General features: G+C 69.7%; 25 protein-coding genes and 1 riboswitch. Of the genes, 10 read left to right on the forward strand and 15 right to left on the reverse strand.

All coding sequences use genetic code 11. From position 1 onward, the window contains the following. A partial coding sequence (gene hisH, locus AC1DU6_RS02565) for an imidazole glycerol phosphate synthase subunit HisH (RefSeq protein WP_477856003.1) occupies window positions 1-355 on the forward strand: 355 nt, incomplete at its 5' end. Window positions 356-415: 60 nt separating this feature from the next. Continuing rightward, window positions 416-1,165: a 1-(5-phosphoribosyl)-5-[(5-phosphoribosylamino)methylideneamino]imidazole-4-carboxamide isomerase gene (gene hisA / locus AC1DU6_RS02570; RefSeq protein WP_477856004.1), complete on the forward strand. Its 750-nt coding sequence runs from the start codon at window positions 416-418 to the stop codon at window positions 1,163-1,165. Window positions 1,166-1,172: 7 nt separating this feature from the next. On the opposite strand, the gene AC1DU6_RS02575 is transcribed toward hisA, so the two are convergent. After that, a complete protein-coding gene (locus AC1DU6_RS02575) occupies window positions 1,173-1,778 on the reverse strand; it encodes a CHRD domain-containing protein (protein ID WP_235531862.1) in 606 nt (201 codons plus the stop codon). A 120-nt stretch (window positions 1,779-1,898) separates the two neighbouring features. Between AC1DU6_RS02575 and hisF the strand changes: the two genes are divergently transcribed. The 6 genes from hisF (at window position 1,899) to AC1DU6_RS02605 (ending at window position 9,526) form a co-directional block, all read left to right on the forward strand. Continuing rightward, window positions 1,899-2,660 carry an imidazole glycerol phosphate synthase subunit HisF gene (gene hisF, locus AC1DU6_RS02580; protein WP_457323471.1) on the forward strand — a complete coding sequence of 254 codons (762 nt, stop codon included), beginning with the start codon at window positions 1,899-1,901 and terminating at the stop codon, window positions 2,658-2,660. Beyond that, a complete protein-coding gene (locus AC1DU6_RS02585) occupies window positions 2,657-5,350 on the forward strand; it encodes a hypothetical protein (protein ID WP_477856005.1) in 2,694 nt (897 codons plus the stop codon). Before hisF ends, AC1DU6_RS02585 begins: the two co-directional genes overlap by 4 nt. Next, window positions 5,347-8,070 (forward strand): hypothetical protein, encoded by a 2,724-nt coding sequence (locus AC1DU6_RS02590; RefSeq protein WP_477856006.1) that lies wholly within the window; start codon window positions 5,347-5,349, stop codon window positions 8,068-8,070. Before AC1DU6_RS02585 ends, AC1DU6_RS02590 begins: the two co-directional genes overlap by 4 nt. Further along, complete coding sequence (gene rsmD / locus AC1DU6_RS02595) at window positions 8,067-8,615, forward strand: 16S rRNA (guanine(966)-N(2))-methyltransferase RsmD (protein WP_457323468.1); 549 nt, start codon at window positions 8,067-8,069, stop codon at window positions 8,613-8,615. Before AC1DU6_RS02590 ends, rsmD begins: the two co-directional genes overlap by 4 nt. Continuing rightward, entirely contained in the window at window positions 8,612-9,115 is a 504-nt protein-coding gene (gene coaD, locus AC1DU6_RS02600; RefSeq protein ID WP_477856007.1) for a pantetheine-phosphate adenylyltransferase, read from the forward strand. The genes rsmD and coaD overlap by 4 nt, the downstream gene beginning before the upstream one ends. Window positions 9,116-9,238: 123 nt before the next feature. Next, the gene (locus AC1DU6_RS02605; protein ID WP_056193738.1) at window positions 9,239-9,526 is read left to right on the forward strand and encodes a YfhL family 4Fe-4S dicluster ferredoxin; all 288 of its coding nucleotides are present in this window, start codon (window positions 9,239-9,241) and stop codon (window positions 9,524-9,526) included. Here the strand turns inward: AC1DU6_RS02605 and AC1DU6_RS02610 are convergent. The 14 genes from AC1DU6_RS02610 to pth all read right to left on the reverse strand — a co-directional run bounded on the left by AC1DU6_RS02610 (window position 9,486) and on the right by pth (window position 22,626). Next, window positions 9,486-10,493 (reverse strand): S1/P1 nuclease, encoded by a 1,008-nt coding sequence (locus tag AC1DU6_RS02610; RefSeq protein WP_477856008.1) that lies wholly within the window; start codon window positions 10,491-10,493, stop codon window positions 9,486-9,488. The genes AC1DU6_RS02605 and AC1DU6_RS02610 overlap by 41 nt on opposite strands. Before the next feature lie 11 nt (window positions 10,494-10,504). Continuing rightward, complete coding sequence (locus AC1DU6_RS02615) at window positions 10,505-11,947, reverse strand: cobyric acid synthase (RefSeq protein WP_477856009.1); 1,443 nt, start codon at window positions 11,945-11,947, stop codon at window positions 10,505-10,507. 73 nt (window positions 11,948-12,020) lie between these two features. Further along, window positions 12,021-12,995 carry a pyridoxal phosphate-dependent aminotransferase gene (locus tag AC1DU6_RS02620; RefSeq protein ID WP_477856010.1) on the reverse strand — a complete coding sequence of 325 codons (975 nt, stop codon included), beginning with the start codon at window positions 12,993-12,995 and terminating at the stop codon, window positions 12,021-12,023. After that, the gene (gene cbiB, locus AC1DU6_RS02625) at window positions 12,992-13,903 is read right to left on the reverse strand and encodes an adenosylcobinamide-phosphate synthase CbiB (protein ID WP_056193750.1); all 912 of its coding nucleotides are present in this window, start codon (window positions 13,901-13,903) and stop codon (window positions 12,992-12,994) included. The genes AC1DU6_RS02620 and cbiB overlap by 4 nt, the downstream gene beginning before the upstream one ends. Continuing rightward, window positions 13,900-14,238, reverse strand: coding sequence for a DUF1636 family protein (locus tag AC1DU6_RS02630; RefSeq protein WP_056193753.1), 339 nt, complete (start codon window positions 14,236-14,238; stop codon window positions 13,900-13,902). The genes cbiB and AC1DU6_RS02630 overlap by 4 nt, the downstream gene beginning before the upstream one ends. Then, entirely contained in the window at window positions 14,235-14,804 is a 570-nt protein-coding gene (gene cobO / locus AC1DU6_RS02635) for a cob(I)yrinic acid a,c-diamide adenosyltransferase (RefSeq protein WP_457443711.1), read from the reverse strand. The genes AC1DU6_RS02630 and cobO overlap by 4 nt, the downstream gene beginning before the upstream one ends. A 3-nt stretch (window positions 14,805-14,807) precedes the next feature. Then, window positions 14,808-16,097, reverse strand: a complete 1,290-nt coding sequence (locus AC1DU6_RS02640) for a cobyrinate a,c-diamide synthase (RefSeq protein ID WP_477856011.1) — start codon at window positions 16,095-16,097, stop codon at window positions 14,808-14,810. Beyond that, the gene (locus AC1DU6_RS02645) at window positions 16,094-16,852 is read right to left on the reverse strand and encodes an ABC transporter ATP-binding protein (RefSeq protein ID WP_457443715.1); all 759 of its coding nucleotides are present in this window, start codon (window positions 16,850-16,852) and stop codon (window positions 16,094-16,096) included. Before AC1DU6_RS02645 ends, AC1DU6_RS02640 begins: the two co-directional genes overlap by 4 nt. Next, window positions 16,849-17,829, reverse strand: coding sequence for a FecCD family ABC transporter permease (locus AC1DU6_RS02650; protein ID WP_477856012.1), 981 nt, complete (start codon window positions 17,827-17,829; stop codon window positions 16,849-16,851). The genes AC1DU6_RS02645 and AC1DU6_RS02650 overlap by 4 nt, the downstream gene beginning before the upstream one ends. After that, window positions 17,829-18,683 carry an ABC transporter substrate-binding protein gene (locus AC1DU6_RS02655; protein ID WP_457323774.1) on the reverse strand — a complete coding sequence of 285 codons (855 nt, stop codon included), beginning with the start codon at window positions 18,681-18,683 and terminating at the stop codon, window positions 17,829-17,831. Before AC1DU6_RS02655 ends, AC1DU6_RS02650 begins: the two co-directional genes overlap by 1 nt. Then, window positions 18,676-19,227 (reverse strand): bifunctional adenosylcobinamide kinase/adenosylcobinamide-phosphate guanylyltransferase, encoded by a 552-nt coding sequence (gene cobU / locus AC1DU6_RS02660; RefSeq protein ID WP_056193770.1) that lies wholly within the window; start codon window positions 19,225-19,227, stop codon window positions 18,676-18,678. The genes AC1DU6_RS02655 and cobU overlap by 8 nt, the downstream gene beginning before the upstream one ends. A 168-nt stretch (window positions 19,228-19,395) precedes the next feature. Then, a complete protein-coding gene (locus AC1DU6_RS02665) occupies window positions 19,396-21,276 on the reverse strand; it encodes a TonB-dependent receptor domain-containing protein (RefSeq protein WP_477856013.1) in 1,881 nt (626 codons plus the stop codon). A 77-nt stretch (window positions 21,277-21,353) separates the two neighbouring features. Continuing rightward, a riboswitch (cobalamin riboswitch) is annotated at window positions 21,354-21,591 on the reverse strand. Continuing rightward, on the reverse strand, window positions 21,587-21,997 hold the full coding sequence (locus AC1DU6_RS02670) for a hypothetical protein (RefSeq protein ID WP_056193776.1): 411 nt from the start codon (window positions 21,995-21,997) through the stop codon (window positions 21,587-21,589). (Overlaps the previous riboswitch by 5 nt.) Then, window positions 21,994-22,626 carry an aminoacyl-tRNA hydrolase gene (gene pth / locus AC1DU6_RS02675; RefSeq protein ID WP_457323777.1) on the reverse strand — a complete coding sequence of 211 codons (633 nt, stop codon included), beginning with the start codon at window positions 22,624-22,626 and terminating at the stop codon, window positions 21,994-21,996. The genes AC1DU6_RS02670 and pth overlap by 4 nt, the downstream gene beginning before the upstream one ends. An 82-nt stretch (window positions 22,627-22,708) precedes the next feature. Between pth and AC1DU6_RS02680 the strand changes: the two genes are divergently transcribed. Continuing rightward, window positions 22,709-24,142: an MdtA/MuxA family multidrug efflux RND transporter periplasmic adaptor subunit gene (locus AC1DU6_RS02680; RefSeq protein WP_477856014.1), complete on the forward strand. Its 1,434-nt coding sequence runs from the start codon at window positions 22,709-22,711 to the stop codon at window positions 24,140-24,142. A gap of 162 nt (window positions 24,143-24,304) precedes the next feature. Beyond that, a partial coding sequence (locus AC1DU6_RS02685) for an efflux RND transporter permease subunit (RefSeq protein ID WP_477856015.1) occupies window positions 24,305-26,193 on the forward strand: 1,889 nt, incomplete at its 3' end.

A 26,193-nucleotide genomic window follows, 5' to 3' on the forward strand; every position in this document is an offset into this window, starting at 1 on the left:
GGACACGCCCGGCCTGGGGCTGATCCCGGGCCGCGTGCAGCGCTTCCGCCTGGAAGGCCGGCTGCAGGAAGACGGCAGCCGCTTCAAGGTGCCGCAGATGGGCTGGAACCGCGTGCACCAACCGCGGGCGCATGCTGTTTGGGATGGCATCCCGGACGAGAGCTGGTTCTACTTCGTGCACAGTTTCTACGCGACGACTGCGTTGCCGGAACACAGCGCCGGCGAGACCGACTACGGTGCTCGCTTTACCTGCGCGGTGGCCCGGGATAATATTTTTGCGACTCAATTCCACCCCGAGAAAAGTGCCGCGCTGGGCCTCGCCCTCTACCGCAATTTCCTGCACTGGAAGCCCTGAACGGGTCTGCACTTTCTCGTCTCCCGCCTTCCTTTCCCTCCAGCCCCTCAGCCCCCGGCCATGCTGCTGATCCCTGCCATCGACCTGAAAGACGGTCGCTGTGTCCGCCTCAAGCAAGGCGACATGAACGACTCCACCACCTTCGGCGAAGACCCCGCTGCGATGGCGCGCCGCTGGCTCGATGCCGGCGCGCGGCGCCTGCACCTGGTGGACCTGAACGGCGCCTTCGCGGGCAAGCCGGTCAACGAGCCGGCCATCAAGGCCATCATCAAGGAGATCGGCGACGAGATCCCCATCCAGCTCGGCGGCGGCATCCGTGACCTCGACACCATCGAGCGCTACCTGGACGATGGCCTGAGCTACGTCATCATCGGCACCGCCGCGGTCAAGAACCCCGGCTTCCTGAGGGACGCCTGCACTGCCTTCGGCGGCCACATCATCGTGGGCCTGGACGCCAAGGACGGCAAGGTTGCCACCGACGGCTGGAGCAAGCTGACCGGCCACGAGGTCATCGACCTGGCGCAGAAGTTCCAGGATTACGGCGTCGAAGGCGTCATCTACACCGACATCGGCCGCGATGGCATGCTGACCGGCATCAACATCGAGGCCACCGTCAAGCTGGCCCAGGCGCTCACCATCCCGGTGATCGCCTCGGGTGGCCTTTCGGACATCGCCGACATCGAGCGCCTGTGCGCCGTCATGGGCGACGGYGTCGAGGGCGTCATCTGCGGCCRCTCCATCTACACCGGCGCGCTGGACTTCACGGCCGCCCAGGTGCGGGCGGACGAACTCATCGCAGCGGCCGGCTGAGAGCCTCTCAGCGCCTGCGCCGGCGGGCCAGCAGGGCCAGCGCGCCCAAGCCGCCCAGCATCAGCGCGTAAGTCTCGGGCTCAGGTACCGGTGCAGCCACGAGGAAGGTCCTGATCTCGCCGCCGGTGGACAGCGTGGAGTGGATGTTCAGATAGGCCTTGCCGTCGGCCAGGCCGGTCGCGAAGGCGGCAAAGGCGCTCGACACATTGCCGCCATTGGCCGTGACGAAGGCAGGGTTCCAGCTCGATGTCTGCGTCATGTCGAAGGTCATCGAATAAGTGCCCGACATGACACCCGCGCCCGAGGGAAAGGCCGGGAAGCTCGGTACCGGCGTCGCGACGCCCGCCGAGCCCCCCCCGGCCGCCGCCGTGCAGCAGTGGATATGGCTGGCCGTGACACTGCCGGTCAGATTGCTGAAGGTCACGTTCACCTTCATCGAGAAGGTGTCGTCATCGAAGATCACACTGACCGTGCCCGTGCCGAGCGATCCGGCCGCCGCGGCAGGTTCACCGAGGTTGCTCAGCGTGCCGATATAGGTCACCGGGTGAGCCGAGGCAGCGGCGGCGCCCAGGGCGAGGGTTGCGGCGAGCAGGGCGGGGGAGGTCAGTCTCATCGTCATCTCCTGTTGTGGTGGTGGAACTTGCGAAGCTACGGATTGAGCGCCAGTTCGCTTCCGCCGCGAAGCCCCTAACCATCGAGGGAATAATTCAGCCCTCGCTTCCGTATCCCCGTCATGCTTGCCAAACGCATCATTCCCTGCCTCGACGTCACCGCCGGCCGCGTGGTCAAGGGCGTCAACTTCGTCGGCCTGCGTGATGCGGGCGATCCGGTGGATATCGCCGCGCGCTACAACGAGCAGGGCGCCGACGAGCTGACCTTCCTCGACATCACCGCCACCAGCGACGGCCGCGACCTCATCCTGCACATCATCGAAGCCGTCGCCTCGAAGGTGTTCATTCCCCTGACCGTGGGCGGCGGCGTGCGCGCGGTGGCCGACGTGCGGCGGCTGCTGAACGCCGGCGCCGACAAGGTGTCCTTCAACTCGGCGGCAGTCGCCGACCCCGACCTGATCCGTGCCGCCAGCGACAAGTACGGCGCCCAATGCATCGTTGTCGCCATCGACGCCAAGCGCCGCGCGGATGGTTCGGGCTGGGACGTCTACACCCACGGCGGCCGCAAGAACGTCGGCCTTGACGCCGTCGATTGGGCCCGCAAGATGGCCGAGTTCGGCGCCGGCGAGATCCTGCTGACCAGCATGGACCGCGACGGTACCAAGAGCGGTTTCGACCTTGAATTGACCCGCGCCGTGTCCGACGCCGTGCCCGTGCCCGTCATCGCCTCCGGCGGCGTCGGCTCGCTGGAAGACCTCGCCGACGGCATCACCAAGGGCGGCGCCGACGCGGTGCTGGCCGCCAGCATCTTCCACTTCGGCCAGCACACGGTGGGCGAGGCCAAGGCGCTGATGGCGGCGCGGGGCATCCCGGTGCGGCAGTGAGGGGCGGTCGCGCCGCGCAACTCGTCGCTGGCGTCGCCCTGGCGGTCGTGCTGGTTTCACAGGCACTTGCCGCTCCGGCCAAGACCTCGGACGCGGCCATCCTCGCCACCCAGGCGGCCCTCGATGCCTTCTTCGCCATGCCGGCCGCCCAGGTGGCCGGCAGCGATCGCAACGATCCCCCGCCCGGCTTCGACGCCGAGGAGGCCGGCCAGGAGGCCCTGATCGAGTTCCTGGAGCGTCAACGCGCCGAGGGCGCGCGGCTGGACCGCTATCGCTGGGGCGGCACCCTGCTGCACCACAGCCTGCGCATCTCCTTCAACAGCGTCACCCAGTGGCTGCTCGACAGCGGCGCCGACCCCCTGCAAAAGCTCGACCCCTCGAGCAACGCTGACGGCCTGGATGCCCTGGGCATCGCGGTCACCCTGCAGCGCTGGGGTTGGGTTGGCACCCTGCTCAAGCACCCGGCCTACCTGAAGCTGACGCCGGCCGAGTGGGCCGAGCGCCTCTGGGCGGGAGCGGCTGGCGAGGCGCAGATCAACGGCCTGCTGCGCCTGCGCCCGTCGGTTCCTTTGCCCAGCCCCGGCACGCCGGCGGCCCAGAGCCTGTTGCGCATGGCCCTATGCGGCCACCAGTTCGCCCTGGTCGAGCGCCTGATCGCCGGCGTGAAAGCGCCCGCGTCGCCCGCCAACGGTGAATGCAGCAACGAGCAGTTGTCCAAGAAGCCGCCTGTGCTGGCCGCCGAGTTGCCGGTCTGGCTGGCGCTGGAGGCCCGCTTTGACGCGCCGCTGCTGCCCTGGCTGCTGCCCGGCCTGCGCAGCCCGGCTGAGTTGCAGGCGGCGTTGGCCTCTGGCCTGCGCCAGCCCTGGGACAAGCCCGAGTTCACGCGCGGCATGCTCTTCCGTGCGCCCTCGCCCCTGCTGGCCTCGCTGCTGCTCGGCCCCAGGCCCGGTGTGGCCGCCCTGTGGCCCGAATTCAGCCGGCGCCAGGGCAACCAGCTCTGGAGCCAGCCGGTGGTGCAGTGGGAGGCCGTGGTGCGCGCCGCGCCCAAATTGCAGGAGCTGCTGGACACGGCGGAATCCAACTACGGCGCCAGTCTCGACGCCCGCGCCGGCAAGCCCGGCGCCGCCGCGAACTGGACCCAGCACTGGGCGCCGCTGGTGCAGCGCATCGACGCCCTCGCGCCCGTGCAGCGCCGCGAGCTCAAGCTGCCGACGGGCCTGTTGCGCCAGTTGCCGCCCCAGTTCCTGGCCAGCGGCCTGGCCTGGGCCGCCGAGGCCGATGCCCTGCCCGAGCAGCTGCCGCATTGGCTGTCGGGCGCCAGCCTGGCCGAGGTGCAGGCCGGGTGGCCTCTGCTGAAGTCCCGGTTGCCGGAGCTGGCCAGGGATCTGCTCGGCGCCCTGCTCACGCCCTTGCTGGCCGACGCGCCGCCAGGGCGCCTTCATCGGGCCATGCAGGCCTACAACGTCAGCGACGACCTGCTGCCCAAGGCTCGCTGGCTGCGCGCCCAGGGCCTGACGGCGCCTGGCCGTGTGCTGGCGGTGGCCCACATGCCGCAAGAGGGCGGCCGTGGCCCCTGTTGCAGCCGCGAGCTGGTGGCCTGGGCCCTGGCCGAGAAACTGGTCAGCTTGCCCGGCCTCGGCGGCAAACTCGCCATCGCCCGCAAGCCCGACGGCCTGCGCCTGATCGCCGCGGCACCGGCCTGCAAGCCCGTGGTCAGCGTGGCCCTGCGCCGCGCGCTGACCCAGCCCATCGCCCAGGTGCCCGATCGTGGCGACCGGGCCTTCGACGGCGTCAGCCTCCAGCCCCTGGCCGCGCCCGGCCGGGCTGAATGCCTCTGGCTGCGCAACGAGATCGCCCATGTGGGCGGCGGCTGGGAGGAGCTGGACTTCTTCGAAGGCCTGCGCCGCTTCAACCCCTGCGGCGACGGCGCCGGCCGCCTGTCGATCTGGGATGAGGCCCAGCAAGCCTTCGTCACCCTGAGCACGGGGGAGGCGATGGGCGCGCTGGTCGAAGCCGAACTACTGCCCGGCGGGCCGCTATGGCTGAGTGCCGAGGTCAACAACGGCCGCTGTGGCCAGCCGGTCGCGCGTGCCATGCTGCTGAACTGGAAGGCGGGGCTGCCCAGCTTCGATCTCATGCCCGAGAACGACCCGCGCCAGCTCGCCTGGCAGACCGCATGCCCGCCCGACGCGCTCAGCGTCTGCCTCAAGCTGGAGACCGAGGACGGCAACCCGCCGCCGCCCCCACCGCCGCGCGTGCCCGTCACGCCCGAGCAGTTCGTGGCCCGGCATTGGACCGCCGAGCGCGCCGATTTCCTCGCCACCTTCGACCGACTGGACCGTCCGCGCCTGGATGCTCATCAGCGTGACGGCCTCTTCACCGAATGGCTGGATGCTGCTGCCCACGCCCTGGGCGGCAGCCCGCGGCCGCTGGCCGAGAAGCGTGCCCGCATGGCCTGGCTGCTGGCCCGGCCCAGCCGCGCGGCGGCTCTGTCCGGCCAGGCCCTGGACTCTCTCGCCGTCTGGCTGCCCGCCGAGGACTGGCGGCCGCTGATCGAGCCGCGCCGCTGTGCGAGCGACTCGACGGGGGAGCGCGGGAACCTGCGCCGCTTGAGCCAGAAGGTGCCCGCCGATCTGGCCCGCCGCATCGCCGTGGCCCTGGCGAGCGACTGCAACGGAGCTGTCAGATGACTGGGATCCGTGGTTGGCGTGTGGCCGGCATGCTGGCGCTGGCCTTGCTGGCCGGGCCGGCCATCGGCGCCCCGGCCAAGGCCGACGACGCCGTGCTGGCCACCAAGGCGGCAATGGACGCCTTCTTCGCACTCGATGGTGCGGTGCCGCGTGTCGTCGAGCCCGGCGCGCCGGACACGCCGGCGGCCGAGACCAAGGACCATGACGACCTCATCGAGATGCTGGCCGAGCAGCTGGCGCAAGGCGCCCGGCTGGACCGCTACCGCTGGAACGGCACCATGCTGCACCACAGCCTGCGCGCGGGGTTTGGCGACGTCACCCGGTGGCTGCTGGACCATGGCGCCGATCCGCTGCAGACCCTGAAGGGCGACGGCGATCTGGACGCCCTGGGCGTGGCCGTGCGCATGCAGCGCTGGCCCTGGGTGCGCACGCTGTTGCGCCACCCCGCCTACCGGCGCCTGCCCGCCGAGGAGCTCAGCAAACGGCTTTGGTCCGGTGCGGTGACGGACGCGCATACCCAGGCCCTGCTGCGGCTCAAGCTCGGCGTGCCCAATGGCGTGGCCCAGGGGTCGCCTTTGCTCGCCGCGGCCTTACGCGCCCGCGACGCTGCCGCCGTGGATCGGCTGTTGGCCGCGCGCACGGGCCGCGTGGCTGTTGATTACCCGCTGCGGGCGAGCGAGCCGTGGGTGCCGGAGGCCTGGCCCCTGCCGCGTTGGCGCCAACTGGACGCCCGCCTGCTGAACCCCGTCCTCCCCTGGGCCTTGGAGCGCGCAGGCAGCGAGGCCGAGGTGCGCGCGCTGTTGGCCGCCGGCCTGCGGGCGCCCTGGTCCGACGTGCGCTTCTCCGCCGACGTGGCGCGCTCCCTGCCCATGGCGGCGCTGCCCGGGCTGCTGCTCGACCCGCCCCACGGCGCCGACTTCGCTCAGCTGTGGGGCTATGTGTCGCGCGAACGCGCCGGCGACTTGCGTGGCATGCCGCTTGATGACTGGCGGGCCTATGTGCTCGCCGCGCCGTCGATCGACATCGTCATGACCAGCCTGAACCTGGTGGCGGGCAGTGGCCTGCGAGAACAAGCGCAGCGGGTAGGCRCAACGCCGGCAGAGGTGCAGGCCTGGCAGCTTCGCTGGGCGCCTGTGGTCGAGCGGCTGCGCGCCCTGCCTGCCCAGCGGCGGCGCGAGCTCTGGTCCGACCCCAATTGGCGGCTCGACTACAGGATGAGCGAGCTGCCGCCGACCTTCCTGCCCGAGTTCATCGCCTGGGCCGCTGCCGATGATGCGCTCCCCGAGGCCTTGCCGAACTTCGTCAAGCCGCTTCAGCCGCGGGACTACGACGTCTTCTGGGCAGCCCTGCAGCGGCATGCACCGGACCTGGCGGCTGAGTTGCTGCCGGCCCTGCTGTCACGCCTGTGGGTGGACCCACCGCGGAGCCGTCATGCGGACCGCATGACCGGCTGGAGCGCGGGTGATGTGTCGCTGGCCCGCTGGCTGCTGCCGCGTTCGCCCAAGGCCACACCGCGCCGCCTGCGTGCCGGCCTGCTGCCCGACGGCGCCGGCTGGAGCGACGCCGATCTGGTGCGCTGGGCGGTGGCCGAAGGCCTGGCCTTGCGCCCAGTGCCGACAAAAGTGGCAGGGCCGAGCGGCCCAAGCGTTGCGGCTTCGGCGCCGCACAAGACACCCGCCGGCCCGGTCGCGCTGCGGCTGGTGACGGAACCCTTGGATTGCACGGTCGCGGTGTCGCCGGGGCTGCGCCGCGCCCTGGCCCAGCTGACGCTGGCGACGCAATCCTGGGTGTACGACCAGCAAAAGCTCGGTTGGCTGCAGCCGGTGGCCGCGCCACGGCAGGCTCAATGCCAATGGCTGAGGACTTCGGAGACCGTTACCGGCGGCAGCTGGTCGGACGAATCCTTCTTCGAGGGCTTTGCCACCCATATGGCGCGCGGCACCGTCGAGCAGACCCTGAACCTCGAGCGCTGGGACGAGGCCTCGCAGCGCTTTGCCGAGTTGCAGGGCTTCTCTTTCGTCACCCAGCTGCTCGAGGTGGAACTGGCGCCCCGCGGCGATCGCTTCTGGCTGGGTACCGAGAACGATGCCAATGGCCGGCGCGGCCATGGCGCCTACTCGCTGAGCTGGCAGGCCGACAAGCCGGTCTTCGAGGGGTTGCCGGAAGGGGCGGCGCTGGACGACGCATGGCGTTCCCTGATCGACCCGGACAAGGCGAGCAACGTCTTTGATCTGGTCTCCGACAACCCGCGCGCGGACGGCCCGCGTGTGCCCGTCCCGATCGCTCACTTCGTTGACGCGCATTGGGCCAACGAGAAGCAGCGCTTCCTCGCCGCCTTTGCGGCATTGGATCGCGAGGCGCTGTCGGCCCAGCGGCGCGCCGGCCTGTTCGCGCCCTGGCTGAATGAGGCCGTTCTTGCCCTGAGTGCCGACGCCGGACTGGCTCTGGAGCCCAGGCGCCGGCGCATGGCCTGGCTGCTTGCTCTGCCTGCTTATGCCGACTCGCTGACGGACGAGGCCCTGACCTCGCTGCGCGACTGGCTGCCTGCCGATGACTGGGGCCCTATCCTGGCGCTGCGGCGCTGCAGCAAATACAGCGTCTTCAGCGGCGGCAGCGACGAGGTCCGGCAGCTGTCGGACTGGATGAACAAGACGCCGCCCGCCCTGCGCCGCCGCGTCGAAGTGGCGCTGGCGCGAGACTGCGACGGAGAAGTGAGATGAGTGAAGTCCGCATCATTGGTGGGCAGTGGAAGCGCTCCAAGCTGCCGGTGCCCGACCTGCCGGGTCTGCGGCCCACGGGCGACCGGATCCGCGAGACGCTGTTCAACTGGCTGGGCCAGACGCTGGCCGGCTGGCGCGTGCTGGACGCCTTTGCCGGCAGTGGCGCTTTGGGCTTCGAGGCGGCCTCGCGCGGCGCGGATGCCGTGGTGATGATCGAGCGCGAGGCGACGCTGGTGGACGGGCTGCGGGCCAGTCAGAAGCGCCTTCAGGCCACGGCCATCACCATCCACCGGGCCAATGCGCTGAACTGGATGCTGGCTTGCCCGGACCGCTTCGACCTCATTTTTCTTGACCCGCCGTTCGCCGACAACCTCTTCGACCGCGCGCTGGCTGCTGCCATGCCGCTGTTGGCCGAAGGCGGGCTGATCTACGTCGAATCCCCGGGCGAGATCGCTCCCCCGGCCGGATTCACGACCTGGCGCCAGGGCCGAGCCGGCGCCGTGCACTACCAATTGCTGCGGCGCGAGGACAATCCGGCCGCATGACGACCCGCACCACCATCACGGCCATCTACCCAGGCACCTTCGACCCGATCACGCTGGGCCACGAGGACCTGATGCGCCGTTCGGCCGCGATGTTCGAGCGCCTGGTGCTGGCGGTGGCGGTCGGCCATCACAAGAAGACCATGTTTTCCCTGGACGAGCGGCTGGCGATGGCCCAGGAAGTGGCGGCACCGCTGGGCAATGTCGAGGTCATCGCCTTCGACGGTCTGCTGCGCGACTTCGTGCGCACCCACGCCGGCCGTGTCGTCGTGCGTGGCCTGCGCACCGGTGGCGACTTCGAATACGAGTTCCAGATGGCCGGCATGAACCGCAAGCTCATGCCCGAGGTCGAGACCATCTTCCTGACGCCCGGCGAACACCACCAGTACACGTCCAGCACCTTCGTGCGCGAGATCGCGACGCTGGGTGGCGAGGTGGCGGAGTTTGTGTCGCCCGGGGTACTGGCGCGGYTGAAYGAGCGCTGCAAGAAGCGAGGTAGTTGAGATGGCTTTGATGATCACCGAAACGCGKGGCGGGAATCGGCAAGGCATGCCTTGCCCCGCCGCGCGCGGCRAGCGCATGCAGGCGYTTGCCGTATTCGTCCGYCAGCCCGATGGAGGCATYCCATGGCRCTGATGATCACGGACGAATGCATCAACTGCGACGTCTGCGAGCCCGCCTGCCCGAACAACGCGATCTCGATGGGCGAGGAGTTCTACAAGATCGAGCCGAGCAAGTGCACCGAGTGCGTCGGCCACTTCGACGAGCCGCAATGCGTGATGCTCTGCCCAGTCGCGTGCATCCCGATCAACCCGGCCCATATCGAGAGCCGGGAGACCTTGATGCAGAAGTATCAACGCCTCACCGCCGCGGCTACCGCGGGAACACTGCCTGCAGCACCCGGGCCAGCCTAGCTCCTGCGCGCGTCAGCTGCTGGCGCTTGATGGCGTCTGCCCTGGCGCCGTAGCCGCCGGGCAGTTCGACGCCCCACTGTGAGCCCTGCCTGGCCGAGAACTTCAACCCGTCGAAGACGCGTCCGGCTTGCTCCAGTGACTGCGTGGCCCAGTGGGGCGGCCAGTCGACCGCAGTGCCTGGGTCGGCACGAACCTGACGCGCCTCGGCCAGCCAGTCGGCATCGACATGCTGGGGCCTGAATTCCTCAGGCACGTTGTCCCAGTACGAATGGAAGTTCTTCGATCCCGCCGTTATTGCCGGATCGAGCAGCAAGCTGTTGCCACCGATGGTGAAGCTGGCGCGATCGAAGCCCTGCTTGTCGGGGTCGATACGCTGCCCCTGGGCGTCGAGATAGACGCTGCCGACGTGCAGCGGCTGGTGGATGTCGCCGACCAGATGCACCAGTACCAGCAAGGCCTCGCGTTGGTTCTTGAAGTTGGGCTGACCGGGCGAGGGCTTGCCCTGCAGCACCAGGATGGCCGCACGCAGCGCGCCGACGACGTCATCCGGGCGCGTGCCGGTCACCTTCGGTAGGTAGCGGCCGCGCTGCACGGTGATGTCGGCGTAATGGGTCTGCTTGTGGCAGCTGTCCTCGTCGAGGCCCAACTGGCACTGCCGGTCGTTGCGGCGCACGTAGTCGGCCATCTCGGCGATGCGTGAGGGCGTCTCCAGCGCGGCGCACGCGGGGTACTTGCCCGGCGCGGGATAGGTATAGCCCTGGCTGGGCGCGATGCCCTTCACGCAGTCGGCCCAGATCGAGGCCAGCGAAAGCGGCATGTCGCCCAGCAGCCCGGCGACGCGGGCTTCAGCCGGGGTACCTTTGATGAGGCCGGCAGCGATGGTCGCGACGGTCTGGTGGCCGTCAGAACCCCAGGCGTGGGCGATCAGGGGCAGGGCGAGCAGGGCGGTGGCAAGGAGGCGGCGCATGCGGAAATTCGTCAGCCGATCAAGCCCGCAATCTTGCCCGGTTGAAAGTGCAGGTCGATGAAGTCCGCCAGCCCATCAAAGACGGCGTCCAGCGACCGGCCAGCCTGGCCGAACAGGGCCTTGAGCACGGCCGGCTGCTCGAACAGGCCGTGGGCGTAGACGCCCAGCACCTGGCCGGCCTGCCAGCCCACAGCCTCGCCGGCGGCATTGCGCAGCGCCACGCGCGGCGGCGGCAGGCCGGCGTGAGGCTGGGTGCGGCCGTGGCGGATCTCGTAGCCACTGGCCTGCACACCGGCCAGGGCCTGCCAGCCGCCGTCCAGCGACGTGGAGAAGCTGAACTCCGCGCTGCGCAGCAGCTTCTCGGGCTCGAAGACGGTCACCAGCGGCAGCAGGCCCAGGCCCGGCGCATTGCCGTCCAGGCCATGCGGGTCGATCAGCGCCTCGCCCAGCATCTGCAGGCCGCCGCAGATGCCGAGCACGCGGCCGCGGTGGCTGTTGATGGCGGCGTCGAGCTTTTGCGCGCGCAGCCAGGCGAGGTCGGCGGCGGTGGACTTGGAGCCGGGCAGGATGATCCAGTCCACGCCGGCCAGATCCTTGGGCTCGCGCGCCCAGCTCAGGCGCACGCCGGGCAGTTGGCGCAGCGGCTGGAATTCGTCGAGGTTGGAGATGCGCGGGTAGGCGATGACGGCGATGCGCAGGCCGCTGCCGGTCGTCGTCTCATCGAAGACGCCGTCCTCCTCGGGCAGGCCGTGGCCGCGCCACATCGGCAGCGTGGCGATGGTGGGCACGCCGGTCAGGTGCTCGAGCTGCTCGGGCCCGGGCGACAGCAGGCCGGCGTCGCCGCGGAAGCGGTTCAGCACGAAGCCACGCACCTGGGCGCGCACGTCATCGGGCATCAACTGGTGGGTGCCGTACAGGTGGGCGAAGGCGCCGCCGCGGTCGATGTCGGTGACGATCAGGCAGGCGGCGTTGGCGTCGCGCGCGGTGCCGAGGTTGACGTAGTCGCTGGGCGCCAGGTTGATCTCCGCCGGCGAGCCCGCGCCTTCGATGACGACGACATCGTTCTCCCGCATCAGCTCGTGCAGGGCCGCGCGGGCGCGGGGCTTCAGCAGCGCGCTGCGTTCGCGCCAGGGTATGGTGGCCATGGCCGGGTCCACTTCGCCAAGCACGACGACCTGGCTCTGCGTATCCGCCTCGGGTTTGAGCAGCACCGGATTCATGCGCACCTCGGGCACGCGGTTGGCGGCCAGGGCCTGGAAGTACTGCGCTGAGCCGATCTCGCCCATCAGGCCGTTCAAGCCGGGCACGACGCGCGCGTTGTTGCTCATGTTCTGCGCCTTGAAGGGCGCGACCTTGAGCCCCTGGCGGGCATACCAGCGGCACAGGGCCGTGGCCAGCCAGCTCTTGCCCGCGCCGCTCGTCGTGCCGAGCACCATCACTGCTTTACTGATCATTGATGCACCCTTCGGCCTACGGCCTGTCCCGCCGAGCGGGAGCGAGTTTGCTTGGGACGGCCCGGCGCGGCACTCATGAGTCTTCGCTTTCGATTTCAAGCAGGGCCTGCTGCAGCGCCTGCTGCGAGGCGGGAGGTTGGGCCGACACGCGCACCCAACCGGGCAGGCCGAAACTGGTTGCGTCGCGCACGCGGATGCTGCGCTCGCGCAGCCGGGTCGCGATGTCAGGTCGCGGTGGGCGAGCCAGCCAGAAGTGGGTGCAACTGGGTCGCTGCAGCCAGTCCAGGCCAGCCAGCATCTTGCGCTGCTGTGCCGTCCATTCACGCAGCTGATTGCGGGCCTTGGCCAGCCACGCTTGCGTGTCGTCGCTGTGCCAGTGCATCAGCATGGCCACGCCCTCGGCCGACAGAACCCAGCTCGGCGCCAGCGACAACGCACGGGACCAGACCGGGTCGGCGGCTGGCGCGATGAGATAGCCCGCGCGTACGCCGGTCAGGCCCAGGGCCTTGTTGGGGCAGATGAGCTGCCAGGCTCCGGGCGGCAGGGCAGGGCTGTCGCCGTGAAGGCGCAGCGGCTCGTAGGCGCGGTCGATCACGACAAGAGCGTCGAGCCGGGGCCATGACGCCACCGTGGCACCCGTCGGGTTGCAGGGCTCGCAGATCCAGACCAGGGCCGGTGCCGTCGGTCGGATGTCGGCGGGCGCGGCATAGGGCTTCACCGGCAGGCCCAACGCCTGGGCGGCGAGGGCGTAGTCGCCAAAGCCGGGTTGCGGCACCCAGACCTCGCGGCGACCCGTCAACATCGCCGCCAGCGTCAGCCGGCGAATGCCCTCTGCGCCACCGGCCGTGGGCAGGACCAGGTCCGCGTCACCGAGATGGCGGCGCAGCGTGCGGTAGTTCGGGTCGGGGTAGGCCTGACGGTCGGCGGCTTGCACGGCGTTCATCAGCGTCGGCGGCGGGCCCAGCGGGCTGGCATTGGTCGAGAAGTCGTGTGCTGCTGGCGGACCCTCATCCGGTCCCCCATGCTCGGGCAGCATAGGCGCGTTCATGCCCTCAACGCCCAGGCGAGCGCGGCAAGCAGCACGGCACCGGCAAAGACGGCCTGCTGGGCGACGGCGCGGGCAGCGTGCACATCGCCGGCCTGCACGGGGCTCCCTTCGGCATTCAATGCATAGACGCCGGGCTTGGACAGGCGCCGGCCCAGCCGCAACGCCATCGCCGCCATGGGCCAGCCGCTGTTGGGGGAGGGCGTGCGCCGGGCTTCGCGCGGCAGCCGGGCGAAGGAGGGCGGCATCAGTACCAGCGCCGTCAGCCGGGCCGGCAGCCATGACAGCAGGTCGTCCGCCCGCGCCGCCCATTTGCCGCACCACTCGCGCGCGTCGCGGTAGCCCCACATCGCATCGGCCGTGTTCGCAAAGCGGTAGATCGCGGCCCCGGGCAGGCCGAGGATGGCGAACCAGAACAGTGGCGCGATGACCGAGTCGTTGAGGTTTTCGGCCAGCGTCTCGATGGTGGCTTCGCGCACCTCGGTCTCGGTCAGCGCCGACGTGTCGCGGCTGACCAGGCGCGACAGCCGCGCGCGTCCAGCTTCCAGCGATTCATTCAATGCAGCTTCCACGGCCAGCGCCTCCTCGGCCAGCATGCGCCATGCCAGCAGCGGCTTGAGCAGCAGGCCGACAGCCAAGGCGGCGCCAACGAGGCGCAGCGGTGAATGCCAAGGCTGCAGCAGGAGCAGCACCCAGCCCTCCAGCCACAGCGCGATGAAAGCGACGATCGCGGCGCCGACGAGCCAGGCCAGCGCGCCGGCGATGAAGCCGACGGCTGGCGGTAGCTTCGTCAGCTTGAACAGGCCAAGATAGCGCCCCATGCCGACGACAGGATGGGCCCAGCTCGGCGGCTCGCCCAGGCGATCCACCAGCAGGGCCACCATCATGGCCAGCGGCAGCAGCAGGTTCATAAGCCCAGCGGTGGCAGGCGGGCCACCAGGCCGCCCTTGAGTCGATCAGGCCGGCGGTCCCAGGCCAGCAGGCCGTCACCCGGCTCCGAATGTTGAGCGGCCACCGACAGCAGCGCGTCGACGCTGGCGGCGTCGGGCGCGAGCTGCCCGAACAGATAGCTGTGCTTGCCAGGGCCTTGCAGGGCCGCCGTGCAGCTCTGCTTGCAGGCAGCCATGCAGGCTTGTCCCCGAACGGGCAGCAACCAGTCGCGTGCCAGCGCCTCGTTTTCGACGGCTTCCAGCAGAGCCTGGCCCTGGCCATCGGCGCAGGTGGTGCAGATGATGAGGGCGCTCAATCCTCGATCCCCCGCTGCGCCGGCACGCCCGCCTTGTAGTGGTGCTTGATCATCGCCATCTCGGTGACCGTGTCGGCCAGCTCGATCAGTTCGGCCGGCGCGCCGCGCCCCGTCAGCACGACGTGCACATGCGGCGGGCGCTCGCGCAGGCAGGCCAGCACCGTCTCCAGCGCCAGCCAGCCGTAGCGCAGCGGGTACATGATCTCGTCCAGCACGACGAGGAAATGGTCGCCCGCACGGATGACCGATTCGGCGCGGCCCCAGCCCTCGCGGGCGAGTTCGGCGGAGTGCTCCAGGTCCTTGCTCTTCCAAGAGAAGCCGTCGCCCAGGCCTTCGATCGGCACGCCCAGTTGCTCGAACACGCGGTGCTCGCCGAAGCGGGCGCTGGGTACCTTCATGAACTGGTAGATGCGCACCGGTTTGCCGCGGCCATGCGCGCGCAGTGCGAGGCCAAAGGCGGCGGTGCTCTTGCCCTTGCCGTCGCCGGTGTGGACGATCACCAGGCCACGGCGCTCGCCGCTGGGAATAACGCGTTCGCGGTCGACGGGAGGTTTCTCGATTTCCATGCTTCAGCTCCCGAAAAAGGCAGCAATCGCCTCGGGGTTGGACGGGAAGTAGTGGTGCACATAACTCGCGCGCAGCGAACCCTGCTGGTAGAGGGCCTCGGCGGTGTTGCCGCCGTTGGGGTTGCTGGCGGTGGCGATCGGCGCCAGCGGCGTCTCCAGCGTCGAGTAGTGATAGCTGTGGCCGCGCAACGGGCCTTCGGGCCAGGCGATGGCCTGCAGGCCCAGAGCCGCGAGGCGGTGCTGCACATGGGCGCGGCCGGGCATGACGCCGACCATGCGGTGAGTATCGCCGGCCGCGTCGGTCAGTGAGTCCAGCAGGGCCAGCATGCCGCCGCATTCGGCGAGCAGCGGCTTACCTGCGGCGACATGGCCGGCCAGGGCTGCGGCCAGCGTGGGGTGGGCACCCAGCGCCTCGACATGCAACTCGGGGTAGCCGCCGGGCAGCCACAGCGCATCGCAAACCGGCAGGGCCTCATGGCGGATGGGCGAGAAGAAGGACAGTTCGGCGCCCAGGGCGCGGAGCAGGTCGACATTGGCTGCGTAGATGAAGCCGAAGGCGGCGTCGCGGGCGATGGCAATGCGGCGGCCCTGGAGCAGCGGTGGCAGCGGCGGCTCAGTGTTCGCCTCGAAGGCCTGGGGTTTGAAGGCCAAGCCAGGCCGCAGCCCGGCTTCCCAGGCGTCGGCCCAGGCGTCGAGCTGTGTATCCAGCCTCGGCTGCTCCAGTGCCTGCACGAGGCCGAGATGGCGCTCAGGCAGGATGAGCTTGGGCTCGCGCGGCAGGGCGGCAATCAGCGGCAGGTCGTCCGGCAGGCCTTCACTGAGCATGCGCCCATGCGCCGCGCTGCCGATGCGGTTGGCGATGACGCCGCAGTGGTGCAGCTCGGGCCTGAAGCGCTGCAGTCCCGTCGCCAGCGCCGCGAAGGTCTGGGCCATGGCCGAAGCGTCGATGACGCAGACGACGGGCAGCCCGAAGGCGACGGCCAGGTCGGCGCTGCTCGGGTTGCCGTCGAACAGGCCCATGACGCCTTCGACGAGGATGAGGTCAGCCTCGCGCGCGGCCTCGGCCAGCAGGGCTTGGCAGTGGGCGAAGCCGCCCATGAAGAGGTCGAGCTGGTAGACCGGGCGGCCGCTGGCGCGCTCGAGGATGCTGGGGTCAAGGAAGTCCGGCCCGGTCTTGAAGACGCGCACGCGCTTGCCGCGCCGTGCATGGCTGCGCGCAATCGCCGCAGTGACGCAGGTCTTGCCCGATCCCGAGGACGGGGCGCTGATGAAGAGGGCGGCGCAAGAGGTCATAAAGGCAGGGCGACCCAGCGGCCTTCAATCTGTGCGATGTGCAGGCGGGGGCCGAAGACGCGTTTCAAGGCTTCGTGCGTGGCCACGTCGGCGGGGGCGCCGGTGTGCACGATGCGGCCGTCGGCCATCAGCACGAGATGGTCGGCCTGCAGCGCGAGATGCAGCTCGTGCAGAACGCTGACGACGCTGTGGCCGGCGGCGACGCGCTCACGCACCAGGGCCATCCATTCGGCCTGGTGGGGCGGGTCGAGGTGGGCCAGGGGCTCGTCCATCAAGGTCAGCGGCGCCTGCACCGCGAGGGCCCGGGCCAGCAGCACACGCTGGCGCTCGCCGCCCGACAGAGACCCCAGCCGGCGCTCGCGCCAGGCCCAGCTCTGCGTGGATTCCATCGCGGTCTGCACGGCGACATGGTCTGCCGCGGTGGGCGGCGCCAGCCACGGCCGGTGCGGCAGGCGGCCGAGCTGCACGACGTCCTGGGCCGTCAGGTCGTCGGCGCCGGTCTCCTGCTGGCCCATCCAGGCCAGTTGGCGGGCGCGCTCGCGGGACGGCCAGTCATTGAGCGGCTTGCCGCCGAGCAGCACATTGCCTTCACAACGCTGCAGGCCGGCGATGGCGCGCAGCAGCGTCGACTTGCCGGCGCCGTTGGGGCCGACGATGGCCGTCCAACGGCCCTGGGGCAAGGCAAGATCGATGTCGCTGATCAGGTCGCGGCCGTCGATGCGGACGCGGGCGATGCGGGCGTGCAGGGCATTCATCGCTTGGGCGCTCCGCGTCTATGCATCAGCACAAGAAGATAGACGCCGCCCAGCAGCGCGGTGACGAGACCGACGGGCAGCTCCTGCGGTCRCATCAACCCGCGCGCGATCACATCGGCCACCAGCAGCAGGGCGCCGCCGGCCGCGGCCGACATCAGGATCAGCCGGCCGTGAAGCATGGGGCAGAGGCTGCGCACGAGGTGGGGGGCGACCAGGCCGACGAAGGCGACGATGCCGGTCTGCGCGACGGCAGCACCCGTGGCCAGCGCAAAGGCCAGGATCAGCAGCAGCCGCATCAGGCCCATGCGCACGCCCAGCGACGCGGCGGTGGCCTCGCCCAGCGTCAGCGCATCCAGGGCCGGGCTGGCCAGCAGGCCGATGACGAGGGCCGCGATGCCACTGGCGGTCATCACCGTGACGCTGCTCCAGCCCAGCAGGCCGGTGTTGCCGAGCAGGAAGGCCTGCATGGCGCGCAGGATGTCGGGCGCCCACAGCGTGGCCAGGCCGGTCAGCGCGTTCAGCACGACACCGACGACGACGCCGGCCAGCAAGAGGCGCAGCGTCTGCTCGACGCCGCGCGCCAGGATCAGCGTCAGGCCCACGCCAACCAGCGTGCCGACGAAGGCGATGCCGGTCAGTCCCACATGGGCCAGCAGCGACGAGGTCTGGGGCGAGATGCCGGTCAGCGCCAGCGCGATGGCGACCGCGAGACCCGCGCCCGAGGCGCTGCCCAGCAGATAGGGATCGGCCAGCGGGTTGCGGAACAGGCCTTGCGACATCGCACCGGCCATGCCGAGCAGGGCGCCGGCCCACCAGGCGCCCAACGAGCGCGGCAGGCGGATCTCCCACAGGATGATGCCCATGCTGTCGTCGCCGAGGTCGGCCCAGCCGGTGCTGCCGACCGCCACGCCGGCCAGAACGCCGACGGCGCCAACGATGAGCAGCAGCGCCAGGAGTAGGCCCGGACGCAGATTCATCACGAGGCGCCCTTCTCGCGCAGGCAGCGGGCCATGATCTGCGCCGCCTCGGCCATGCGCGGCCCCGGGCGGGTGAGGATGTCGCCCTCCTCGGGCTTGAAGATGCAGATGCGGCCGCGCTTGACGGCGTCGATGCGGTCCCAGCCGGGGCGCTGGGTCAGGCCTTCGGAGCCGCGCTGGCCGATCATGATCAAGGCCGGGTTGGCCTTGACGACGAACTCGGGGTTGATCTTGGGGAAGGGGCCGAGCGACGCCGGGATGATGTTGCCGGCGCCGAGCTTGGTCAACGTCTCGCCCATGAAGGAGGACTCGCCAGCGGCCCAGATGCCGGGGGCGACCTCGAAGTAGACGCGCACGCCCCGCGCCGACGCTGGCACGCTGCTGGCCGCCGCGGCGACGCCGGCCTCGATATGGCGCCAGACGCGCTGGGCGTCAGGCACGCCGAGCACCTGGCCGATGATGTTCAGCACGCGCTGAACGTCCTTGTAGCTGCGCGGTTCCAGAACGACGACCTTGAGGCCCAAGGCGCGCAGCCGCTCGGCCACGCGCGAGGACACGGCCACCAGCACGACATCGGGCTTGAGCGACGCGATCAGCTCGACATTGGTGTCTTCCATGCCGCCGAGCTTGGGCAGGGCGTTCACTGAGGCGGGGAAGTTGGAATAGCGGTCGACGCCGACCAGGCGGGCGCAGGCACCGAGTTCGCAGACGGTCTCGGTCAGCGAAGGCAGCAGGCTGACGATGCGCTGCGGCGGCGTGCTGATCTGCGTCACCTGGCCGAGGTCGTCCTTGATGTCGATGGCAGCAACCGGCAGCGCAATGGCCAACAGCAGCAGGGCAAGCAATCTACGCATGGTTCGAATCCTCGACGGGTCGTGTCCAGGCCTGGCCCGCGACCATCAGTGTCAATCGGCCGCACAGGCGCGCGACGTCCTGGTTCAGGCGGCCAAGCTCGTCGATGTAGTCGCGCACCTCTCGACCCAGCGGCGACACGCCCCAGCCGACCTCGTTGGAGACGAAGACGACGGGCGACTTCAAGCGTGGCAGCAGATCCAGCAGCGCGGTGCGCTCGGCCTGCCAGCCGGCCGCATCGGGCGCGCCGCTCATCGGCATCAGCCAGTTCACCAGCCACAGCGTCAGGCAATCGACAACGACCAGGGTGTTGGCGTCGTCGACCTGTTGCAGGGCCGCGCTCAGGACCAGCGGGGCTTCGACAGTCTCGAAACCTGCCGGCCGTGAGGCACGGTGATGGGCGATGCGCTCACGCATCTCGTCGTCGGCCGCCAGCGCGGTGGCGATGACCACCACGCGGCCGGGCCAGCCCAGAGCCAGCTTCTCGGCCCGGCGCGACTTGCCGCTGCGCTGGCCGCCGACGATGAGTTCGTGAGCGTTGTTCACTTCATGTGTTTGTCAGGTACCCGGAGTTTGCGGGCTGAGCGCCGGGCCGCTCCCAAGCCGGCCCGCCTTGGGCGATGTGCTTGCCGGTCGATCCGGCAAGCATCGCCGTCCCCTTGGGGGACCGACCAGACTCGCTCGCGTTCAGCGACGCGAGTTTGGGCGAGGGGCTCACAAGCTTGGGCTCCAGCGCAGGCTGATCAGCGCCGTGCGCGGTGCCGACGCATAGCCATAGGCCGTCGACGTCTCGCGGTCGAAGGCGTTGTCCAGGTTCAGCTGCAGCTTCAGATCCTTGCGGATCTTGTACTGCGCGTTGAAGTTGACCAGGCCATAGCCGCCCAGCTTGCGCGTGTTGGCGGCGTTGTCCCAGCGCGCGCCGGAGGCCTGCACGCTGCTGCCCAGCACCCAGTCGCCCAGCTCGGTGTCGGCGCCGACCGTGGCCAGGCGCTTGGCGYGGCGAGCCAGCAGCAGCCCGGTGCTGGCGTCGGTGGGCTTCTGGAAGTCCATGGTGGCGCGCAGGTTCACGCTGCCGGCCTTGGTATTGCCAGCCAGGGTCACGCCGCGCAGGCGGGCCGCCGCCACGTTCTGATAGCAGCCGAAGGCGCTCTGGCAGCTGCCGGCGGCGCCGAAGATGATGAGGTTGCTGACGCGGTTGCGGTAGGCCGTGGCCGTGAGCTCGGTGTCGCCAACGCCGTACTTCAGGCCGAATTCGACATTGCGGCCGCGCTCGGCTTCGAGCGGCTTGACGCCAGGCTTGCTGAGGTCTGGCCCGTAGACCGTGCCCTGCTGGTAGAGGGTCGGTGCGCGAAAGGCATTGCCGACGGAGCCGACGACGCGCAGGCCGGTCACGACCTCATAGCCAGCCAGCAGCGTGCCGGTGTCGACACTGCCGAACTGGCTGTCGTTGTCGTGGCGAGCGTGGGCTTGCAGGCTGAAGGCACCGGCATTGAGCAGATAGCCCGCGCCGATGGCATTGCGGTGGCGCTTGCCGACGCCGGCGGTCACAAGGCCGCTGTTCTCCAGCTTGTCCTCGATGCGCTCGCCCTGGAAGTTGATCTGCTGGCCCTGGCCCAGCACATAGGAGCCGGTCAAGGCAAGGTTCTTGACCTTGGTGACGGTCAGATAGGGCGAGGGCGAGGTCTCGTAGCGGTCGCGCGATTCGCCATAGCTGAACTGCGTCTGCACGGCCGGCGCCCATTGTGCCGTCCAGGCCAGACGGGTGGCGTCGGTGTCCTGCACGCTGTGGTCATCCACGAGGGGCCGGGACTTGGAGGAATCGTATTGCGCGTTCGCGTGGTTCTTGATGACGATGATTTCGGCGCGATGGCCCTCGGCCAGTTGGGCGCCGATGCGAGCCGTGCCCTGGTACTTGCGCCAGCCGTCCCGGTCAGGGATGTAGCTGAAGGAGCCGGGCACGTCGATCGTCGAGTTGAAGCCGTCGCTCTCCTCGATGGCGCCGGTGAAGGCGAAGTCGATGATGCCTTGGCTGCCGAACAGGCCGCCGTCGGCCTTCATCGTGCCCTGGGTGCCCAGGCCCACGCCGAAATCGGCGCTGATCTTGCCGCCGCCATTCCCTCCTGCTTTACGGGTGAAGATCTGCACGACACCGCCGACGGCGTCAGAGCCATAGATGGCGCTGGCCGGTCCCTTCAGCACTTCCACGCGCTCGACCTGCGAAACCGGGATGCCCTGCCAGCTGGCGCCGCCGGTGGACTGCGAGTCCATGCGCACGCCGTCGACGAGGACCAGCGTGTGGCGCGTATCGGCGCCGCGCAGGAAGAGGCTGGTCGTGGACGCCGCACCGCCGTTGCGGACCATCTCGGCGCAGCCGTTGTTGCGCAGCAGGTCGGCCACGCTGGCGGCGGCCTGGCGCTCGATGTCTGCGCGGGTGATGACGGTCAGGTCGGCCAGCACTTCCGACAGGCGCTGGGGCGTGCGCGCGGCGGTGGTGACGACGGTGTCGAGCTTGTTCTGGGCGTGGGCGGACGAGGCCAGGGCCAGCACGGCCAGGGCGAGCAGCGACCGAGGGGCCGCGAGGAAGGTGTGAGACATGAGAGGAGACGCGAACGAACACCCAGCCGCGCTGACCCCCGCAGCAAGGCTGAAAAACGGCCGCCGCGCAAGTGCGCGAGGCGGCCCCGTCGTTGGCCGGTATCCGGGCTGATGGACTTGAGTTTTGCTCGACGCCTTCCCGGTGCACGCACCAGTGGCTATGTGGTCGAACAGTGAGGCGCCAAGGCCTCGTCCACTTACCGTTGCGGGGACAGCTCAGGTTAGATCTGCGGCGTGACCGCTCGTCCTCCTGATTCCCGTTGAACTGCAGCCGCCGTGAAGGCGGGCGCGAGCACCAACGGCGCGGATTCTATCGATGGTCGCTGGCAGCGGTGGAGGGCTTGTGCGGTTTGGCCGTCTTCGGCGGCTTCAGATGGGTGACTTGTGGGGCGCTGGCAGCCTGGGCGGGCGGTGGCGGCGCCTGCAAGCCGACTGCCTGAGCGCGCAGGTGGCGGGCTTCAGCCTCGCTGGCGCGGCGAGACTGGGCCAGGACCGCAGCCTGCCGGGAGTCCGCGAAGTGGCGGTCGCGCGCCGCCTTGCTGTCGGCGGCGCTGGGCTGGTCGTAGTCGACGCTGCTGGCCGCGCTGCCACCGGGGCAGGGCGAGTCGCGCAGGTCGCGACCGTCGAGGCCGCAGCGGTAGACCTGGGCGCGGCGCGTCTGGGTCTGCGCCAGAACAGGCAGTGCGAGTGCGAGGGCCAGAATCAGCAGCAGAGGCTTCATGAGGCCGGAGTGTCTACTGGCGGCTGGGGTTTGGGCGGCTTGGGCCGCGGCGGTTTGGCGTGAATTTTGGCCAGCGCCTTGTCCATGTCGCCGCGCAACATCAGCTCGACGGCGCCGTAGCTCTTCTCGATGCAGTCCTCCACCGCCTGGCGCTCGGCCAGCGGCGGCTTGCGCAGCACATAGCCGGCCACCTCATCCTTGTGGCCCGGGTGGCCGATGCCCAGCCGCAGCCGCCAGAAGTCCCCGCTGCCAAGCTGAGCCCGCATGTCCTTCAGGCCGTTGTGGCCGCCGTCGCCGCCGCCCTTCTTGAACTTCATCTCGCCGGGCGACAGGTCCAGCTCGTCGTGGATGGCCAGGATCTCTTCCGGCGCGATCTTGAAGAAGCGCGCCAGCGCCGCGACCGACTTGCCGGACAGGTTCATATAGGTCATGGGCTGCAGCAGCCAGATGGGGCCGCTGGCGCCCGGCGCCTGGTTCACGCGGGCCACCAGGCCGTGATAGGCCTTGTCGGGCGCCAGGCTCACCTTGAGGCCCCGGGCCAGGCCATCGATCCACCAGAAACCGGCGTTGTGGCGCGTGTCTTCGTACTCGGCACCTGGATTGCCCAGGCCCACCATCAGCTTGATCATGACCATGATCGTAGCTTTGAGACCCAGCAATGCTGCAGCTACATTCGGCCGGGAAACTTGGCTGCAACCAGGAGTGGACCGAATGCAGAACAAGGAATCCAAGGGCAGCAAAACCTGGATCTGGGTCGCGGTAGCCGTCATCGTCATCGCGGGCGCGGCGTGGTGGTGGAAGGGCCGGGGCGGCGAAGGCGGCGCTGACGGGCCGGCAGGTGCGGCGTCCGCCGCATCCGGTGCCGGCGGGTCGGGCCGGCCCGCGGGCGGGCGCTTCGGCCGCAGCGGGCCGCAGCCGGTCACGGTGGCCGCCGTGCAAAAGCGCGACATGGCCGTCGTCGTCGACGCCATCGGCAGCATTGCTTCGGCCAACACGGCCATCGTGCACGCCAAGGTCAGCGGCGAGCTGAAGGCCATCTACTTCCACGAGGGCCAGCCCGTGAAGGCCGGCCAGGTGCTTGCCCTCATCGACCCCAGGCCCTATGAGATCGCCCGTGACCAGGCCCTGGCCACGCAGGCTCGCGACCAGGCCCAGCTGGAGAACGCCCGCGCCGACCTGGCCCGCTACAAGGACCTCGTCGCCAAGGAAGCCGCGCCGCGCCAGCAGCTCGACACCCAGCAGGCCCTCGTGCGCCAGTTGGAAGCCACCCTGCTGTCGGACCAGGCGGCGGTGGACAACGCCAAGCTGCAGCTGTCCTACACCCGCGTCACGGCGCCCATCGCCGGCCAGGCGGGCCTGAAGCAGGCCGACCTCGGCAACAACATCACGCCGGGCGATGCCAACGGGCTGCTGACCATCGCCCAGATCCAGCCGGCCGCGGTCGTCTTTGCCGTGCCCGACGCGCGCCTGCCGCGCATCCGCCAGCAGCTGGGCGACAAGCAGGCCCTGCCCGTGCAGGCCTGGGACCGCGAGCGCCGTACCAAGCTGGCCGAGGGCCGAGTTGCCAGCACCGACAACGCCATCGACGCGACCACCGGCACCATCAAGGTCAAGGCGCTGTTCGACAACAAGGACGGCGGTCTTTTCCCCAACCAGTTCGTCAATGTGCGCCTGCAGCTGGACACGCTGAAGGGCGTCCTCGTCGTGCCGACGGCGGCCGTGCAGCGCGGTTCCCAGGGCATCTATGTCTACGTCGTGGCCGACGGCCAGGTGGCCCTGCGCAAGGTGCAGACCCTGGCGGCCGATGGCGATTTCACGGCCGTGCAGGGCGATCTGAAGGAGGGCGACCAGGTTGTCACCGACGGCGCCGACCGCCTGCGTGATGGCGGCAAGGCCGAGGTCATCAAGGTGCCGGCCGCTGGGGCCTCTGTCCCTGGCGGACGCCGGGGGCGCGGCGCCGGCGCCGGTGCTGGCCCCGCCAGTGCCGCGAGCGGGGTGAGCGCCAGTGCCAGTGCCGCCGACGGCGAGCGCCCGCGCTGGGCCGACCGCGTGCCGCCCGAGATGGTCGAGAAGCTCAAGGCCATGAGCCCGGAAGACCGCCGCACCTGGATCCAGCAGCACCGCGCCTCGGCTCCTTCCCAGTGAGGAAGCTGTGAACGCACCCCGCACGCCCGCTCATCCCGCCGCAACGCCGCCACTCGGCGTTGCAAATGCTCGCCGTAGTCCCTGCTACGGCTGTGATTTGCGCCTTGATTGGCGACGCCGCGACGGCCTGCTCGGCCGCGCGGAGTCCATTCACAGCTTCCGATGAACCCGTCACGCCTCTTCATCGCGCGGCCGGTCGCGACCTCGCTGCTGATGCTGGCCATCGTGCTGGCCGGCGCCCTGGCCTACCGGCTGCTGCCGGTGTCGGCCCTGCCCGAGGTCGACTACCCGACCATCCAGGTCACGACGCTCTACCCCGGCGCCAGCCCGGACGTGATGACCTCGTCCGTCACCGCGCCGCTGGAGCGCCAGTTCGGCCAGATGCCGGGCCTGGCGCAGATGTCGTCCACCAGCTCGGGCGGGGCCTCGGTCATCACGCTGCGCTTCGAGCTCAGCCTGGCCCTGGACGTGGCCGAGCAGGAGGTGCAGGCGGCCATCAATGCCGGCAGCAACCTGCTGCCCAGCGACCTGCCGATGCCGCCGGTCTACAGCAAGGTGAACCCGGCCGATGCGCCGGTGCTGACCATCGCTATCAGTTCCGCGACCCTGCCCATCACGCGCGTGYACGATCTCGTCGAGAGCCGCCTGGCGCAGAAGATCTCGCAAGTGCCGGGCGTGGGCCTGGTGGGCATCGCGGGCGGGCGGCGGCCGGCCGTGCGCATCCAGGCCAATCCGGGCGCGCTGGCCTCGCTCGGCCTGTCCATCGACGATGTGCGCACGGCCATCTCGGGCGCCAACGTCAACCAGTCCAAGGGAAGCTTCGACGGCCCGCTGCGCGCCTCGACGCTGGACGCCAACGATCAGCTGCGCAGCGCGTCTGAATACGCCAACCTCGTCATCGCCTACAAGAACGGCAATGCGGTGCGGCTCAAGGATGTGGCCCAGCTGGTGGACGACGCCGAGAACCTGCGCCTGGCCGCCTGGGCCGGCCAAGCGAGCAAGTCCAGCGTGTCGGCCGTCATCCTGAACGTGCAGCGCCAGCCCGGCGCCAACGTCATCGAGACCGTGGACCGCGTGCGCGCCGTGCTGCCCCAGCTGCAGGCCAGCCTGCCGGCATCGCTGGACGTGCAACTGCTCAGCGACCGCACGACCACCATCCGCGCCTCGGTGACCGATGTGCAGCACGAACTGCTGTTTGCCATCGTCCTCGTCATCGGCGTCATCTTCGTCTTCCTGCGCAGCCTGCCGGCCACCATCATCCCGGCCGTCGCCGTGCCGGTGTCTCTGGTGGGCACCTTCGGCGTCATGTACATGGCGGGGTTCTCGATCAACAACCTGACGCTGATGGCGTTGGTGATCTCCACGGGCTTCGTGGTGGACGACGCCATCGTCATGATCGAGAACATTGCGCGGCACATGGAGGAGGGCGGTGAAGCCGTCAGCCCATACGACGCGGCCCTGACCGGTTCCAAGCAGATCGGCTTCACCATCATCTCGCTGACGGTCTCGCTGATCGCCGTGCTGATCCCGCTGCTCTTCATGGGCGATGTGGTCGGCCGCCTCTTCCATGAGTTCGCCATCACGCTGGCCGTGTCCATCCTGATCTCGGCCTTCGTGTCGCTGACGCTGACGCCCATGATGTGCGCGCGCCTGCTCAAGCACGAGCACGACGAAGACCACGGCTGGCTGTGGCGCCGCGTGGGCAAGGCCTTCGACGACATCATTGCCGGCTATGGCCGCATGTTGAACTGGGTGCTGGACCGCTCAGCGGCGACGCTGGTCGTCTTCATCGCGACGCTGGGCCTGACCGGTGTGCTCTATCTGCTGGTGCCCAAGGGTTTCTTCCCGGTGCAGGACACGGGTCAGCTGCAGGGCATCACCGAGGCGGCGCAGTCCACCTCCTTTGGCGCCATGGCCGAGCACCAGCAGCGCCTGGCCGAACGCGTGCTGAAGGACCCGGCGGTGGAGAGCGTGTCGTCCTTCATCGGCGTGGACGGTGGCAACACGACGCTGAACCAGGGCCGGCTGCAGATTTCGCTCAAGGCCAAGGA

The sequence above is a fragment of the Roseateles sp. P5_B10 genome (assembly GCF_056400485.1).